Annotated in this window: 12 protein-coding genes and 1 tRNA gene; 6 read left to right on the top strand and 7 right to left on the bottom strand. The window is 39.6% G+C overall.

What is annotated here, in order from left to right; all coding sequences use genetic code 11:
• Positions 1-33 precede the first annotated feature (33 nt).
• On the bottom strand, positions 34-1,899 hold the full coding sequence (gene sppA, locus AAEZ22_RS05655) for a signal peptide peptidase SppA (protein WP_011328089.1): 1,866 nt from the start codon (positions 1,897-1,899) through the stop codon (positions 34-36).
• Positions 1,900-2,215: 316 nt separating this feature from the next.
• Here sppA and AAEZ22_RS05650 point away from each other — a divergent pair, with 316 nt between their 5' ends.
• The 6 genes from AAEZ22_RS05650 (at position 2,216) to bamJ (ending at position 7,017) form a co-directional block, all read left to right on the top strand.
• Positions 2,216-4,177, top strand: coding sequence for an oxidoreductase (locus AAEZ22_RS05650; RefSeq protein ID WP_350544028.1), 1,962 nt, complete (start codon positions 2,216-2,218; stop codon positions 4,175-4,177).
• A 220-nt stretch (positions 4,178-4,397) separates the two neighbouring features.
• Positions 4,398-4,946 carry an NAD(P)H nitroreductase gene (locus AAEZ22_RS05645; protein WP_089368956.1) on the top strand — a complete coding sequence of 183 codons (549 nt, stop codon included), beginning with the start codon at positions 4,398-4,400 and terminating at the stop codon, positions 4,944-4,946.
• A 324-nt stretch (positions 4,947-5,270) separates the two neighbouring features.
• The gene (locus AAEZ22_RS05640; RefSeq protein ID WP_306288054.1) at positions 5,271-5,648 is read left to right on the top strand and encodes a hypothetical protein; all 378 of its coding nucleotides are present in this window, start codon (positions 5,271-5,273) and stop codon (positions 5,646-5,648) included.
• A 151-nt stretch (positions 5,649-5,799) separates the two neighbouring features.
• Positions 5,800-5,890, top strand: a tRNA-Ser gene (locus AAEZ22_RS05635).
• A 50-nt stretch (positions 5,891-5,940) separates the two neighbouring features.
• Complete coding sequence (locus AAEZ22_RS05630) at positions 5,941-6,327, top strand: hypothetical protein (protein ID WP_011328093.1); 387 nt, start codon at positions 5,941-5,943, stop codon at positions 6,325-6,327.
• A gap of 69 nt (positions 6,328-6,396) precedes the next feature.
• Entirely contained in the window at positions 6,397-7,017 is a 621-nt protein-coding gene (gene bamJ / locus AAEZ22_RS05625) for a BamJ family beta-barrel-assembly machinery protein (protein ID WP_011328094.1), read from the top strand.
• A 239-nt stretch (positions 7,018-7,256) separates the two neighbouring features.
• Here the strand turns inward: bamJ and AAEZ22_RS05620 are convergent, their stop codons facing one another.
• The 6 genes from AAEZ22_RS05620 to ubiG form a co-directional block, all read right to left on the bottom strand.
• Positions 7,257-9,602: a TonB-dependent receptor gene (locus AAEZ22_RS05620; RefSeq protein ID WP_350544023.1), complete on the bottom strand. Its 2,346-nt coding sequence runs from the start codon at positions 9,600-9,602 to the stop codon at positions 7,257-7,259.
• 273 nt (positions 9,603-9,875) lie between these two features.
• Positions 9,876-10,145, bottom strand: coding sequence for a class I ribonucleotide reductase maintenance protein YfaE (gene yfaE / locus AAEZ22_RS05615; protein WP_011328096.1), 270 nt, complete (start codon positions 10,143-10,145; stop codon positions 9,876-9,878).
• Entirely contained in the window at positions 10,145-11,275 is a 1,131-nt protein-coding gene (gene nrdB / locus AAEZ22_RS05610; RefSeq protein WP_011328097.1) for a class Ia ribonucleoside-diphosphate reductase subunit beta, read from the bottom strand. The genes yfaE and nrdB overlap by 1 nt, the downstream gene beginning before the upstream one ends.
• A 67-nt stretch (positions 11,276-11,342) precedes the next feature.
• Positions 11,343-13,625 (bottom strand): class 1a ribonucleoside-diphosphate reductase subunit alpha, encoded by a 2,283-nt coding sequence (gene nrdA, locus AAEZ22_RS05605; protein WP_011328098.1) that lies wholly within the window; start codon positions 13,623-13,625, stop codon positions 11,343-11,345.
• A gap of 412 nt (positions 13,626-14,037) precedes the next feature.
• Complete coding sequence (locus AAEZ22_RS05600; RefSeq protein ID WP_350544018.1) at positions 14,038-14,718, bottom strand: HAD family hydrolase; 681 nt, start codon at positions 14,716-14,718, stop codon at positions 14,038-14,040.
• On the bottom strand, positions 14,718-15,428 hold the full coding sequence (gene ubiG / locus AAEZ22_RS05595; RefSeq protein WP_350544015.1) for a bifunctional 2-polyprenyl-6-hydroxyphenol methylase/3-demethylubiquinol 3-O-methyltransferase UbiG: 711 nt from the start codon (positions 15,426-15,428) through the stop codon (positions 14,718-14,720). The genes AAEZ22_RS05600 and ubiG overlap by 1 nt, the downstream gene beginning before the upstream one ends.
• Between the last annotated feature and the right edge of the window lie 175 nt (positions 15,429-15,603).

Raw genomic sequence — 15,603 nt, 5'->3', positions numbered from 1 at the left:
TAAATACAACTGCTTATAAAGGCAGATGCACTTTTATTGTGCGACAGAGCAAGCTAAACAGCGCGCATAAACACCTTGTGGATCGTTATAATCTTTAAGGTTATCTATTTCACTACTTAAACGCTTAACCACACTTTGTAAGTTAGCTTGCGTTGCAAGCACCGAGGTTGTTGCGTTGTTACTGCCAAGCATAGATTTAACCGACGCATTACCTAAAATATCTTGAATCATTTTTTGTTGCGGGCTCAAGCTTTGTTTAATCGTTTTAACATCGTAATGATTTAGTTTAGCAAGTGCTGCTGCCGCTTTAATTGCGTCTTGCTTATCACCTAGTTTATCGATTAAGCCTAGCTCTTGTGCTTTTGCTGCGATCCATACACGGCCTTGGGCAATATTATCAACTTGCTCAGGTGTCATGTTACGTGCATCTGCAACCACATCTAAAAAGCGTCCGTAGGCCTCCTCAACACTCATTTGAATTACTTGCGCCATTTTGTCATCAAGCGGGCGAGTAATAGAAAACCCAGCCATGTCGGTTGTTGCCACGCCATCCGAGTAAACACCAAGGTTAGATAAGGTGTTTTCAAAGGTCATAAAGGTGCCAAATACGCCAATAGAGCCGGTAATTGTGCTTGGCGCAGCCCAAATTTCATTCGCTGCTGAAGCAATCCAATAACCTCCAGAAGCCGCAACAGAGCTCATTGAAGCAATAACAGGTTTACCTGCTGCTTTAAGTGCTAACACCTCAGCGCGAATAACTTCAGAGGCAAACATACTGCCGCCACCCGAATCAATGCGCAGTACTACGGCTTTAACTTTGTCATCTAAACGTGCATTACGCAGTAGTGCAGCTGTAGAGTCGCCGCCAATTTCGCCGGCTTTGCGCTCACCATCTACAATTGTACCTCTAGCAACAACTACCGCGACTTTTTCTGTCATTGGGTTATCAAATACAACAGGGGGCTTAACTAGGCTTAAATATTGACGAAATGAAACTTGTTTAAAAGTTTTACCTTTTTCATCAGCGCCAACTAAATCAATTAACTGTTGGCGAACTTGTTGATTGGTTTTTAATGTGTCTACCCATTGATTATCTAGCGCATATTGACCCGCGTCGCCATTTGCAGCTGTCATTTTTGCTAAAAATACATCCATGGTTTCGTCAAAATTTGATTCATCAAAAGGACGTACTGCAGCAACATCTTGTTTGTATTCATTCCAAAGTGCAGTTAACCATACGCGATTAGCTTCTTTAGCTGCATCCGACATGTCATTGCGAATAAACGGCTCAACTGCCGATTTAAACGTACCAACACGGAATATATGCTGCGTTACTTTTAACTTTTCAAGTGCTTCTTTAAAGTACAGTGGGTACATACCAAAGCCTTCAATTGCTACACTGCCATAAGGGTGCATAGCGACTTCATCTGCATGTGCTGCAATGTAGTATTGAGCTTGAGTGTAGTAATAACCAGAGGCAATAACCTTTTTACCCGTTTGTTTAAATGCTTCAAGTGCCTTGGTAATTTGTTTTAATTTATTTAAATGCGCTTTTGGCATTTCTTGTAAATCTAACAGTATTACGCTGATACGGTCGTCTTTTGCGGCTTCGTTAATAACCTCAACTATATCATCGAGTAAAATTTCACCCGGTGATTCAGCGTTTGAAGTAGCATCACTAATTGCTGCTTCAATAGGATCTATATAGGTTTTTTCTTCAACAATAGGGCCGTTAAGGTTTAGTCTAAGTACTGAGCCATTTTCTACAATTATTTTATCGCCGTCACTTGAAAGAGACACAATAAAAACAATAACCAGTAATAAAAATAAAATGTTGAGTATTAAACGACGAGAAAAATTTATCCCAGTCCAAATACCTTTAAATACTTTTGCAATCAAAATAGATCCTTAATTTGGTACAACTAATACATTACAAGCATCTTAGCTCAGAATATAAATAAATTTAACTGCTAAATCGTAACGAAGTATTTATAAAGCTAATTATGCCACTGTTGCTATTCACATTTTTATCAATATAAACTTCAGTTGCACTTTTTGAAATTAAAAAAGTAGGCTTGTAATAGCCGAAAAATGGGTATTGTTAGCCTAATGTGCAACAGTTTATTAAAATACTAAGCTCAGATATTGCTTATTGGTCGGTATTAAAGCAGAATTGATCAATGCATACAGGTTAGACCAGTTAATGGGGCACAGGATGTTAGAACAACAATTACAATTAAAACACACACAATTACGTAACCGCTTAGTAATGGGCTCAATGCACACCGGTCTTGAAGAAGGTTGGCATAACCGCAAACGCCTACGTGCTTTTTACGAAGCACGTGCTAAAGGTGGTACTGCCATGTTAATTACCGGGGGCTATAGCCCAAATTTGCGCGGTAAATTAACGCCTATTTCGTCATCCTTTAATAGCTATTACGATGTTTTTAAACATCGTGCTTACACCAATGCAGTACACAAGCATGGTGGTAAAATATGTTTGCAACTACTTCATGCCGGGCGTTATGCGTATCACCCTTTTAATCAAGCTCCGAGCGCAATTAAAGCACCTATAAGTCCTTATAAGCCAAAGGCAATGTCGTTAAGCTCAATTAAAAAAACTATTAAAGACTTTGCACATTCAGCCTACATGGCTGAAAAAGCAGGCTACGATGGCGTAGAAGTAATGGGCTCTGAAGGGTATTTAATTAATGAGTTTATGGCACCGCATACGAATAAACGAAATGATGAGTTTGGTGGCAGTTTAGAAAATAGAATGCGTTTAGCCGTTGAAATAGTTAAAGCGGTTAGGGCTAAGGTATCGGAGCAGTTTTTAATTATTTTTAGACTGTCGGTAATGGATTTAATTCCTAATGGTTCTACCCCTGAAGAAGTAACTATTCAAGCGCTTGAACTTGAAAAAGCGGGTGTTGATATTTTTAATACAGGAATAGGGTGGCACGAAGCGCGCATTCCTACAATTGCAAGTATGGTTCCGCCTGGGGCGTTTAAAGAAGCATCAAAACGCTTAAAAGATGTAATTAAAGTACCCGTTATCGCGGTAAACCGTATTAACACCCCAGAAATAGCTAACGAAATACTAAACGCAGGCGATGCCGACTTAATTTCGATGGCGCGGCCATTACTGGCTGATCCGGAGTTTTTTAATAAATATAATAATCAGTTATCAAAGCATATTAATATTTGTATAGGGTGTAACCAAGGGTGTCTGGATCACGTATTTAAAGGCAAGCGTGCTACTTGTTTAGTTAACCCACAAGCAGCTTTTGAACTCGACTACCCACTAGAAAAAACGACTAAAGCTAAAAAGGTATTAGTAGTTGGTGCAGGGCCTGCGGGTTTATCATCATGTTGTTATTTGGCAGAAAAAGGCCATACGGTAACGCTGATTGATCAAAAAATGCAAATGGGTGGGCAATTCAATTTAGCCATGCAAATACCTGGGAAAGAAGACTTTAATCATACCTTAGCGTATTACACTAATGAGCTTGAACGTTTAAACGTAACGGTTGAGTTAGGTAAAGCATACAACGACAGCATGCTTGCACACTATGATGACATTGTATTTGCTACAGGGGTAAGGCCGCGTGAGGCAAGTATTGAATGCAGTGATGGTAAACGCGTATTTGCCTACGATGAAGTTATTCGTGGTGAAGTAGAGTTAGGTAAGTCAATTGCTATATTAGGCGCCGGTGGAATCGGGTTTGATATGGTGGCTTTTTTAAGCGAGCAAAAGTCGCAAAGTATTAGTGACTTTAAAAGCCAGTGGGGTATTGAGTGCGAACCTAAACCCCATAAAGATGATCGCCAACTGTACATGCTAAAACGCAGTGCAGGGCGCTTTGGTAGTGATTTGGGTAAAACAACAGGCTGGATCCATCGCCAAGTAGCTAAGCAACATAGCGTTAAACAAATTGCTGATTGTCAGTATCATAGTTTTGATAAAAATGGTTTAACCATTACAGTTGCAGGAGATAAGCAAGTATTAGCTGTAGATACTGTGATTGCCTGTATTGGTCAGGTTTCTAATAATGAAGTATTGGCAAAGCAAAGCGACAACGCCAAAGTGCATGTTATTGGGGGCGCTAAGCTTGCCACTGCAATTGATGCTAAACGTGCTATTTATGAAGCGCTGCAAATTGCCAGAGAAATATAACATTTTGGCTTAGCCAATAGGCTAGTCTAACTTGTTATAACCAATTGGCTACTGCATACTATACCCCGCTATTTAGGCGGGGTATAAGTTTATCCCGCCTGTTAATATACAGCTTAGGCTGTTTATCTATTATTCTCGCTAAAATAAGCACTGATATTACAGCGCTTTATTTTTCTATGTTAAATCAATGCTATGCTAGCTTTTATTTTGAGAGATGGTTATGAACGCGATTGAATTATTATTGACCCGTCAATCTGACGCCAAATTAACAGAGCCAGGCCCAAATGAAGAACAACTCGCGGTGATCCAGCAAGCTGCGCTACGTGTTCCCGACCATGGTTGTATTGCACCTTGGCAATTTATTGTTGTACAAGGCGATGCGCGCCATAAATTAGGCGACATTTTTCAGCAAAGTGCAATTGCAGAGCAACAAGCCGAAAAAATGATTGAGCGCACAAAAGAGCACCCGTTGCGCGCGCCTATGATTATTATTGCTATAGCAAAGTATCAAGAACACCCAAAAGTCCCGCGAATTGAGCAAATACAAAGCGCAGGGTGTAGCGTATTTGCTATGCAACAAGCGGCTTTTGCACAAGGGCTTAGTGGTATTTGGCGAACTGGTTTTTTTGCGCAAAGCCCTGCAGTTAAACAGGCATTAAAATTAAATGAGCAAGACGAAATAGTGGGCTATTTGTATTTAGGCACGCCGGCTGTTGAGTGTAAAAAGTCGCCTCGTCATAAAGCTGTTGATTTTTTCAGCTACTTATAAAATAAGATGAACTTTTTGCCCTACTTATACTCATATACCATTAACGCTTGTATGTTAGAGTGGATGTGTAAGTAACCAGAACTCTTGATAATAAATCTATCTCTAGCAGCTATTTTCAACGCTAGAGAAAATAAGTTTAAATATCATTATTATTAAATGTGTTAGTAAATACCTTAACCAGAGTTCAGGTTAAGTAGTTTAGCTGTGAGAAGTGCTAGGATGCGTAATCTATAAAACTCCTTCTGCAGTTTGTTTTTTAATCGATTGTTTTTTGATAAAGTATGGAAAGTCTTAATAAAAACAAAGATAAAGAAGACGAAATTAATGGGAAATTTATTTTTACGTGAAAAAGAAAGTTGGCTGGCCTGGTCTTTTTGGGGCGCCATAGGTGCTTTTATAACCCTTTATATTGCAATGAGTACCAGTAAAGCACATTTTATTGTTGCCTCATCAATGGGGGTGTTAGTTGTTTTAACCTGGTGGATGCAACAATCTAAACGCTATGACTTTGGTCGTGCATTTAAAATATGTTGTTATGTGTTATTACTCACCGTATTGCCTGCATTTTTGGTTGTAGTAGTGCCTAGTGATGATTTAAATCGGTTTGATTTAATATTTCAAAGTGCAACATTTTTAACTTTAAGTTTATTTGTGTGTTTGCTTTGTTCTTGGATTGCACGCAGGCCAAAGCAATATTACTAAAATAAACTCCTTTGTTAAATTTAGCTGTTGCTAAATTAATAATTGGTATTTAAATACATTGCTTTAATTTTAAGCATAAAATTATTTTTAACGATTTTATGCTTTTAAGCCTTTACAAGTTTGTCATTTACCCCTATTATTCGCGCCGTGCGGAGAGATGGCAGAGTGGTCGAATGCACCGGTCTTGAAAACCGGCATGGGTTTATAGCCCATCTAGGGTTCAAATCCCTATCTCTCCACCATTATTTAAAAAAACCGCCTTATTGGCGGTTTTTTGCTTTGTGGAACTTGTATGTCAAAATCAACTAACCTTTCAACCTCACAGCAATTAATTAAACACGTTTTATTATGGATTGTGTTTGCTTATTGTTATCAAAGTGCAATAAGTTTATTAGTCAAAATGGCACTTGATGCGCAACCAAATAACCCTGTTATTACCGCCTTTGTTTATGCCCTCGGTTTTAATATTTTAGTGGCTCATTTAATTACTAAATACGATAAATTTTGGCCAGTTATTGGCTCAGTATTTATAGGTTTAGTTGGGCTTGTGGTAATTCCATTTTTATTATTTGGTGCTAGTGGATTACTCACTTTAGCGCTACTTGCTGGAATTTTATGCAGTTTACCAGTGAGTACCTATATTGTTGGCCTAATTAAAGTAAAACACAGCAAAAACTAGCCCCAAAGCGGGTTTATTTTGTGATAGCATAGTCGCGTCTTTTAACTAACAAAACGTGAAAAACACATTATGTCAGATAATTTTACTACAGATGCTGAAAAAGCAAGTTACGGTATTGGCTTACAAATGGGTGAGCAACTTAAGTCTAATCCTTTTGAAGGCTTAAACCTAAATTCAGTGTTTGAAGGCATGAAAGATGCGTACGCAGGTAGCGCTTTTCAAGTTGAGATCCCTGAGATCCAAGCTGCTTTTGAAAAAATCAATGAAGAAATTCAAGCTCGTCGCGAGCAAGAATCACAAGTACTTGCTGCTGAAGGCATTGCATTTCTAGAAGAAAATGCAAAACGTCCTGAAATCACAGTAACTGAATCAGGTCTTCAATACGAAGTAATTACTACAGGTGAAGGCGACAAGCCAACAGCTGAGTCTACAGTACGTGTTGATTACCACGGTACATTAATTAACGGTACTGTTTTTGATAGCTCATACGAGCGCGGTCAACCTGCTGAATTCCCAGTAGGTGGCGTGATCAAAGGTTGGACTGAAGCATTACAAATGATGCCAGCGGGTACTAAATGGCGTCTTTACGTTCCTCATGACCTTGCTTATGGTGAACGTGGTGCCGGTGCTGCAATCGCACCTTACTCAACACTAGTATTTGATGTTGAGTTACACGAAATTATTGCTTAAGTATTCTTAAGCAATAAATAAAAAACCGCATTCATTAAATTGAATGCGGTTTTTTTGTGTCTTACCGGTATATTTAACTTTTTATCTGCTCATTTATGCTTCTTCTTTTCTTTTTGTGAAAAGTATTTAAAGTGAGATATGTATAAAGAGGATATAAAACACTGCACTTTAGCAAGCAATAAATATGCCCCAGCATAGCAAGGGGCTTATTAATGATTAGCGGTAATTAAAGTATATTGTTAAAAGTAGCCGCGAATACCAAAGCGGAAGTTTCTACCTGGTAATGGGGCGGTGTCTTTAATAAATGAGCTATGTACAAAGCCAAGCTCATCAGTAATATTATCAACGTTGATATACAGTTGTGTATCAAGGTTACCTAAATCTAGCTGATAGTTAGCTTGTGCATCAAATAAAGTATAACCATCGGTTTTAGTCTCATAGGCGGTAATATCCCTTTGTGAAAAATAATGGGTAGCGGTTAATGCGAATTGCCAATTACCTAAGTTGTATTGCAACTCAGAGCCTAATTTATTAGCAGGGATACGAGGTAAGTTTTCATCGTCTTGCTTGAGTTTTGCTCGCGTAGAGTCACCAAATACTTTAACCAAGGTGCTTGCGTTAACTTTATAATGCGCATCAAACTCTAAGCCATACAGCTCGGCGTCTTTACTGGTAAACTGATACACCGCCACACCATGGTCGTGGCCGTTATCAGCCGCTTCTAAACCATGTTCTTCATCAAATACTAAGCCAGTATTTTCTTGAAAGTAAAAGTTTTTAATATCATTATAAAAAAAGTTTACAGAGTAACCAAAGTCACCGCTAAAGCGTCTAAAACCTAAATCAATATTGGTTGAGGTTTCTTGTTTGATATTCTCGGGTTCAAAATGCGCTTCACCGTCTTCAATATGATAGCCTAGGCCAAGCTCATAGGTACCAGTTGCAATGTGTAAGCCATTAGATAATAGCTCTGCAGAGAGCGGGGCACGTTCTGAGTGTGAAAGACTCATTGCCATACTATATCCAGGGGTATATTGCCAAATAGCACCCATTGAAGCGCTAAGGTTAGTAAAGCTTTTAGTGTAGTCAAGTACTTCAGCATTGCTTGTTTGCGTGTCATCATGGCTATGCTGTTGCGCTGCTATTTGGCTTTTTATTTTATAGTCTTCAACTCGCGCACCTAACTCAACAGTTACATCACCAAACTCACGTTCTTCTAATAAATATAAAGCATTAGTGGTGGTTATACTGGCTGGCGTAAATGCTTCTTCGCCATTTGCATCATAGTCTGAGTCGCTGTAATGGTAGCCAATCATGCCATGCCAATTGGCAAACTTATGCTCTATGTTTAAGCGTGCTTCAGTGGTTTTGTTTTTAAATGTAGTGCCTATTTCACCATTTTCAATTTCACTGTGTGAGTAGTCGGTATAGCCCAGGCGCAAGTTAATGGTTTCAATCCAATTATTATGCAGCGCATAGCTTAATAGGCCTTGCCAGCGATCTTGCTCTAAATGTGCGTAAACGGGGATTTTTTCATCTTCATCGGCAACCGGCTCTTCGTCGTGTGCATGAGAATGTTCGTCACCTGGAATACCATAATCCGTTTTTATTTTACCGTAAGAAAACCCAACCGTTAAATGCTCACCTACGTAGCTAGTACCAAAGTTAACGGTTTCACTGTCGATAAAGGTGTTTTCTACAGAATCTTTACTTTCAACATCACCATCTTCGTGAAGCTGGTTAAATCGTGGTGTTTGATAGTCATCGCCGCTGCGTTTAGTGCCATCAAAATGAAAGTTAAAATTATTATAACCCGTCTCTAACTTTGCAGCGTAGGTATTCGCGTTGGATACCGAATCGTGACTGTATTCTACTGCACCGGTTAATTCATTTATATTACTCGTAGGAATGCGGTTATCAACTACGTTTACCACACCACCAATAGCACCAGAGCCATACAGTAGGGTACTTGGGCCACGTAGTACTTCTATTTGTTCAGCAGCTAAGCTGTCGCTAGAAGTAGCATGATCAGGGCCAATACGCGATGCATCACTGCTGTCTAAGCCATTTTGCATAATTTTAACCCGAGGGCCATCTAAGCCACGAATAATTGGGCTTGATGAAACAGGGCCAAAATAACTCGCGTTAACTCCCGGTAAGCCTTTTAGGGTTTCGCCGAGCGTTGGCTTTGACTTGTTTCTTAGCTCATCACCAGAGAGTACATTTACCGGAGAAATCATTTCTAAGCTACTTTTGTGCAAGGCTGATGCAAACACAACTACAGTTTCAATAGAGGTTGGCTTTAAAGCAATTGCAATATTGTTTGATGACTCGGTTACCGTAATGCGTGAATCGCTATAGTTATCTTTGCTAATATGCAGCTGGCCGCTCGCATCAAGCTCAATGGCAAACTCGCCAAGCTTGTTAGTTTTAACGCTTTGAGATTTACCGTGTACATGAATAGTGGCGTTTTCAATAGGTTGATTTTTTTCATCTGTTACTTTGCCATTAACAGTAGCAGCAAGTGCAGAGTGAGAGCATAAAACAGAAAAAATTGCAGAAGAAATTAATGTTAGCTTAGTCATGAGTCTTTAAGTTCGTGGTTGTTATGTTGTGATATAATATAACACTACAAAAGCGACGGTTCAATGATGTTATAGTATAACCTTATCGATTTTAGTAATTAATTAGCAGGGAAATCTGCAAGGCTTTGATTGTTAACAATTTATAAAGGTTAATTAATTTGGTTTATGAATATGCTTTTTATAAAGGGCTAAAAAGTACTTTTAAACTAAGTGGTTTAAAAGTACTTAAAACTGATTAGAGAGTGATTTTTAGACTGTTTGGTTTAAATGAAGTTAAAGTTTAATATGTATGTCGCCATTAGGTTTGCAGCAGCACAACAGTATTTCGCCGTCGCGTACAAACGCTAGAGGCTCTTCATTATAATCAACTTTACCCGACACTAAAGTCGCTCTGCAGGCACCGCAATAGCCTTCGCGGCATTGAAAGGCCACTTCTATCTGTTGAGATTCTAGGCAGTGTAAAACAGAAGGGCAGCCAGTGCTAAATTCTATGCACTGGCTGTTATCTGCAAGCGTAATGCTTGCAGTAGGTCGATCAGTCATTATAAATCAAAGTCACCAAATTCAGAGGCATCAACTTGCGAGTCTATTTGACCAACAAGGTAGGAGCTAATTTCAGCTTCTTGTGGTGCTACTTGCACGTTATCTGACACCAACCAAGAGTTTATCCATGGGATGGGATTACTGTTGTTTTTAAACTGTGCAGGAAAACCAATGGCTGTCATTCGAGCGTTGGTAATGTATTCAACGTACTGACATAAAATGTGTTTATTTAAGCCAATCATTGAGCCATCTTTGAATAAGTACTCGGCCCATTCTTTTTCTTGCTCTGCAGCGTCCACAAACATTTTAATTGCTTCGTCGCGGCACTGCGCGGCAACAATCGCCATTTCTGGATCGTCTTTACCGTCTTGCATAATATTTAAAATATGCTGAGTGCCAGATAAATGTAGCGCTTCATCGCGGGCAATAAGCTTGATTATTTTAGCGTTACCTTCCATCAATTCACGCTCAGCAAACGCAAACGAGCAGGCAAAGCTGACATAAAAACGAATCGCTTCTAAAATATTTACCGACATCATTGCCAGGTAAAGTTTCTTTTTCAGCTCAAATAAATTAACAACAACAGATTTACCGTTAATCTCGTGTTTGCCTTCACCGTATAAATTGTAAAGCGACACTGAGTTAATTAAATCATCGTAGTATTTTGTTACCGCATCGGCACGTTCACTAATTTTATCATTGCTAACTATGTCATCAAAAATAAGTTCAGGTGCTTGGGTAACATTACGAATAATATGCGTGTACGAGCGGCTATGAATCGTTTCACTAAACGCCCACGTTTCTATCCATGTTTCTAACTCTGGTAGCGATACAATAGGCAGTAGGGCCACGTTTGGTGAACGCCCTTGTACGCTATCAAGCAATGTTTGATATTTTAAGTTACTTAAAAATATATGCTTTTCATGATCAGGTAATGCTTGAAAGTCTAAGCGGTCTTTGCTTACGTCAACTTCTTCTGGGCGCCAAAAAAACGAAAGCTGCTTTTCAATTAGTTTTTCAAAAATAGGGTATTTTTGTTGATCATAACGAGATACGTTAACGGTTTGGCCAAAAAACATTGGCTCTTCCATTTGGTTATTATGTTTACGACTAAAGGTAGTATAAGACATGTTTATCACTCAAAAAACTATCAGAATAAAGCGGGCTTAGTGCCCGCTTAAAATAAAAACTCAAAAATTAAATTTTACACGCGCCGCCTGCGCAATCATCATCTTCAAGATCCGGTGTATCTTCTTGTGCATCAGATGCACCATCGCGGGTATTGTGATAGTACAAGGTTTTAACACCCAGTTTGTAGGCGCTAAGCAAATCTTTTAATAAGACTTTCATCGGTACGCGACCGCCTTCAAACTTACCAGGATCATAATTTGTATTGGCCGAAATAGACTGATCAATAAATTTTTGCATTATACCCACAAGTTGTAAGTAACCATCGTTTGAAGGAATATCCCACAGTAACTCGTAGTTATCTTTTAAACGTTCATATTCAGGTACAACTTGCTTTAAAATACCGTCTTTACTTGCTTTAACGCTAATATGACCACGTGGTGGCTCAATACCGTTTGTTGCGTTAGAAATTTGCGACGATGTTTCTGATGGCATTAGCGCACTTACTGTTGAGTTACGCATACCGTGCTCTTTAATGCTGGCACGTAATGCATCCCAATCAAGGTGTAGTGGCTCATCACAAATTTTGTCAAGATCTCGCTTGTACGTATCTGTTGGCATTATACCTTGAGAGTAGGTTGTTTCGTTAAACTTAGGACATGCACCACGCTCTTTAGCAAGCTCGTTTGATGCTTTCATTAAGTAGTATTGAATCGCTTCAAATGTTTTGTGCGTTAGTGCATTTGCGCTGCCATCTGAATAACGCTTACCGTTTTTAGCTAGGTAGTATGCGTAGTTAATTACGCCTATTCCTAGAGTACGACGACCCATAGTGGCATTTTTTGCAGCCGGTACTGGGTAGTCTTGAAAATCAAGTAAGTTATCTAAAGCGCGTACAGCAAGCTCAGCCAATTCTTCAAGTTCATCTAGTGACTCAATAGCCCCTAAGTTAAATGCAGAGAGTGTACATAGCGCAATTTCGCCTTCTTCGTCGTTTACGTTATCCAACGGCTTAGTTGGTAATGCAATTTCTAAACATAAATTAGATTGGCGAATAGGTGCCACTTTAGCAATGAACGGGCTGTGCGTATTACAGTGGTCAACGTTTTGTAAGTAAATACGACCGGTACTTGCACGTTCTTGCGCAAACATTGAGAACAGTTCAATAGCTTTAATGCGTTTTTTACGAATTGATTCGTCTTGTTCGTATTTTACATAAAGCGCGTCAAACTCGTCTTGGTCTTCAAAAAATGCATCGTAAAGGCCTGGCACATCAGAGGGGCTAAACAACGTAATGTAGTCGTCTTTAATTAAACGCGAGTACATTAGTTTATTAAACTGTACGCCGTAATCTAAATGACGCACGCGGTTGTCATCAACCCCGCGGTTATTTTTAAGTACTAACAGGTTTTCTACTTCTAAATGCCAAAGCGGGTAGAACAAGGTTGCTGCGCCGCCACGTACACCGCCTTGCGAACAGCTTTTAACCGCTGTTTGAAAGTGCTTATAAAAAGGAATACAACCCGTATGGTACGCTTCGCCATTGCGAATATGGCTACCCAGTGCACGAATGCGACCTGCGTTAATGCCAATGCCGGCACGTTGCGATACGTATTTAACAATTGCAGACGAGGTGGCGTTAATTGAATCAAGGCTGTCGCCACATTCAATTAATACACACGAGCTAAACTGGCGTGTTGGCGTACGAACACCTGCCATAATTGGCGTAGGCAGTGAAATTTTAAACAATGAAATCGCATCGTAAAAACGTTTTATATACGCAATACGTGTATCGCGAGGGTAGTCAGCAAATAAGCTAGCAGCGACTAAAATATATAAAAACTGCGCGCTTTCATAAATCTCACCGGTTACACGGTTTTGAACTAAGTATTTACCTTCAAGCTGTTTAACCGCAGCATAACTAAAGTTAAGGTCACGGCTGTGATCTAGGTATTCGTCTAATTCGTCAAGCTCTTGCTCGGTGTAATCTACCAGTAGGTGAGCGTCGTAGCGTTTGTCGCCAACCATTTTTGTTACATGATCAAATAAACGTGGTGGCTCAAATTGGCCATACGCTTTTTTACGTAAATGGAATACAGCTAAACGTGCTGACAAATACTGATAATCAGGAGATTCTTTTGAAATCTGATCGGCTGCAGCTTTAATGATGGTTTCGTGAATATCTTTAGTACGAATACCGTCGTAAAATTGAATGTGTGATTTTAATTCAACTTGCGAAACCGAAACGTTATTTAACCCTTCGGCGGCCCATTCAATAACGCGATGGATCTTGTCAAGATCAAGTGGCTCTTTACGGCCGTCACGTTTGCTTACAGATAACTGTTGGTTCATAGTTTTGCCTGTATTCCTTGGAAATTAAGTATTTTGACCAATGATTAATACTCCAAAATAACAGAGTATCTATTCATTTATTATTGTTTACACCAATTCAGGCGATTTTATTGAATAACATTTAGCCACAATATCTGGTGTTGTTCAAATTAGAGATCACAAGATAGTGTGGTCCGCGTTGTTTTGCAAGGGACAGAATTGCCCCTAATTGTGGATAACGTCGGGATAACACATTTGTGTTAGTAAGCATTAACCTTCGAACATTCGGTTAAGTTGAAATTTACAAAAATCAACTAAGGATCTACTAAATTTACGCTTTTTAAAAATATATTTTGACTGCTTTTTTTATCAGCAGGCTTTGTGTGAAAACTAACACAATCACAATATATAGTGTTTAATAATTAACATAGCACTATATATGGTTAAAACCTTCAATAGGGCTTTGCCAATTAAAATCGGCCTGCCAGCTCAAAACTTCGGTTAAGTTAGGCACGTAACCCCAAAGTGCGGTTGCGGTGTGCATACCTGCCGCTTTACCTGCTTGAATGTCACGCAAAGCATCGCCAATGTACAAGCAACGATTAGGCGCAACGCCCATTAGCTTGGCACAATGTAGTAAAGGTAAAGGCGAAGGTTTAGCTTCAGCTAAAGTATCGCCACTGATAACCACGCAGGCATTTTTTAAAGCAGGGATCGCGGCTACTAAAGGGGCGGTTAAAAATCCGGGTTTGTTAGTCATGATCCCCCATTTGATGTTTTTTCGCTCCAGTTCGATAAGTAGTGGCTCAATACCAGCAAAGCACGTGGTGTGTTTGGCTATGTTAGCCGCGTAGGCATCAATTAATTGCTTAACGAGTTGTGCTTGCGGTTGCTCACCCCATTTATCTTTAAAACCGACCTCTAACAAGGCTGCTGCGCCATTAGATGCAGCAGCGCGATATACCTCACGACTTACTGTATCTAATTGCTGGGAACGCAGTACGGTATTTAAAGCTGTACCTAAGTCATCAGCGGTATCGAGTAAAGTGCCATCTAAGTCAAATAAAAAAGCATCGTACTCTATAGTAGGTGACGTTGATTGAGAGCTAGCCATTACGCTAACTTCTCAAAATGCAGAATATAATTTACGCTTACGTCGGTATTAAGCGAGTACTGCTTAGATAATGGATTATAAGATAACCCAGCACTGGCGCGCACTTTTAAACCCGCTTGTTCAGCCCAGGCAATTAACTGTGCTGGTTTAATAAACTTTTTATGATCGTGAGTGCCTTCAGGCACCATTTTTAATAGCTTTTCTGCACCAATAATGGCGTATAAATAGGCTTTAGGGGTTTTATTAAGTGTTGAAAAAAACACATCAGCACCGGGTTTTGCAAGCTCTGCAACAGCATGAATAATAGAAGCCGGATCGGGTACATGCTCCAGCATTTCCATACAGGTTACTACATCAAAGCGAGCAGGGTGCTCGGATGCATATTGTTCAGCAGGTACTTTAATATACTCTACATGTACGCCTGTCTCTAGGCTGTGTAATTTGGCAACAGTTAAAGGCTCTTGGCCCATATCTATGCCGGTTACCTTTGCCCCCATGCGCGCCATGCTTTGGCTTAAAATACCGCCGCCACAACCTACGTCTAGTGTTTCTTTGTCAAATAGACCGCCAGTTTTATTGGCTATAAAGTCTAAACGTAAGGGGTTTATTTCGTGAAGCGGTTTAAATTCCCCGTCTAAATCCCACCACCGCTCTGCGATGGCCTCAAATTTTGCAATTTCTGCGTGATCTATATTTTGATGTTCGGTCATAAAATACTTCCTCGTCAATCTGGGGGCATTATATAGGGCTAAATTGGTAAATCGCAAAGTTTTGCGCCTGTAAATCTAAATAAATTGTGGTAGCATGTTTCTTTAGCAATAATAACAAATTCTCTTGATACCTAATAGTGGGTGTTTAAGAGCTGATACTGAAGGAATGTGATAT

Origin of the sequence: Pseudoalteromonas sp. 20-MNA-CIBAN-0454 (genome assembly GCF_040308685.1) — a bacterium.
Classification (GTDB): Bacteria; Pseudomonadota; Gammaproteobacteria; order Enterobacterales; family Alteromonadaceae; genus Pseudoalteromonas; species Pseudoalteromonas nigrifaciens.
Note: the sequence above shows the minus strand (reverse complement) of the source record. Positions and strands in the feature narration are given on the sequence as shown.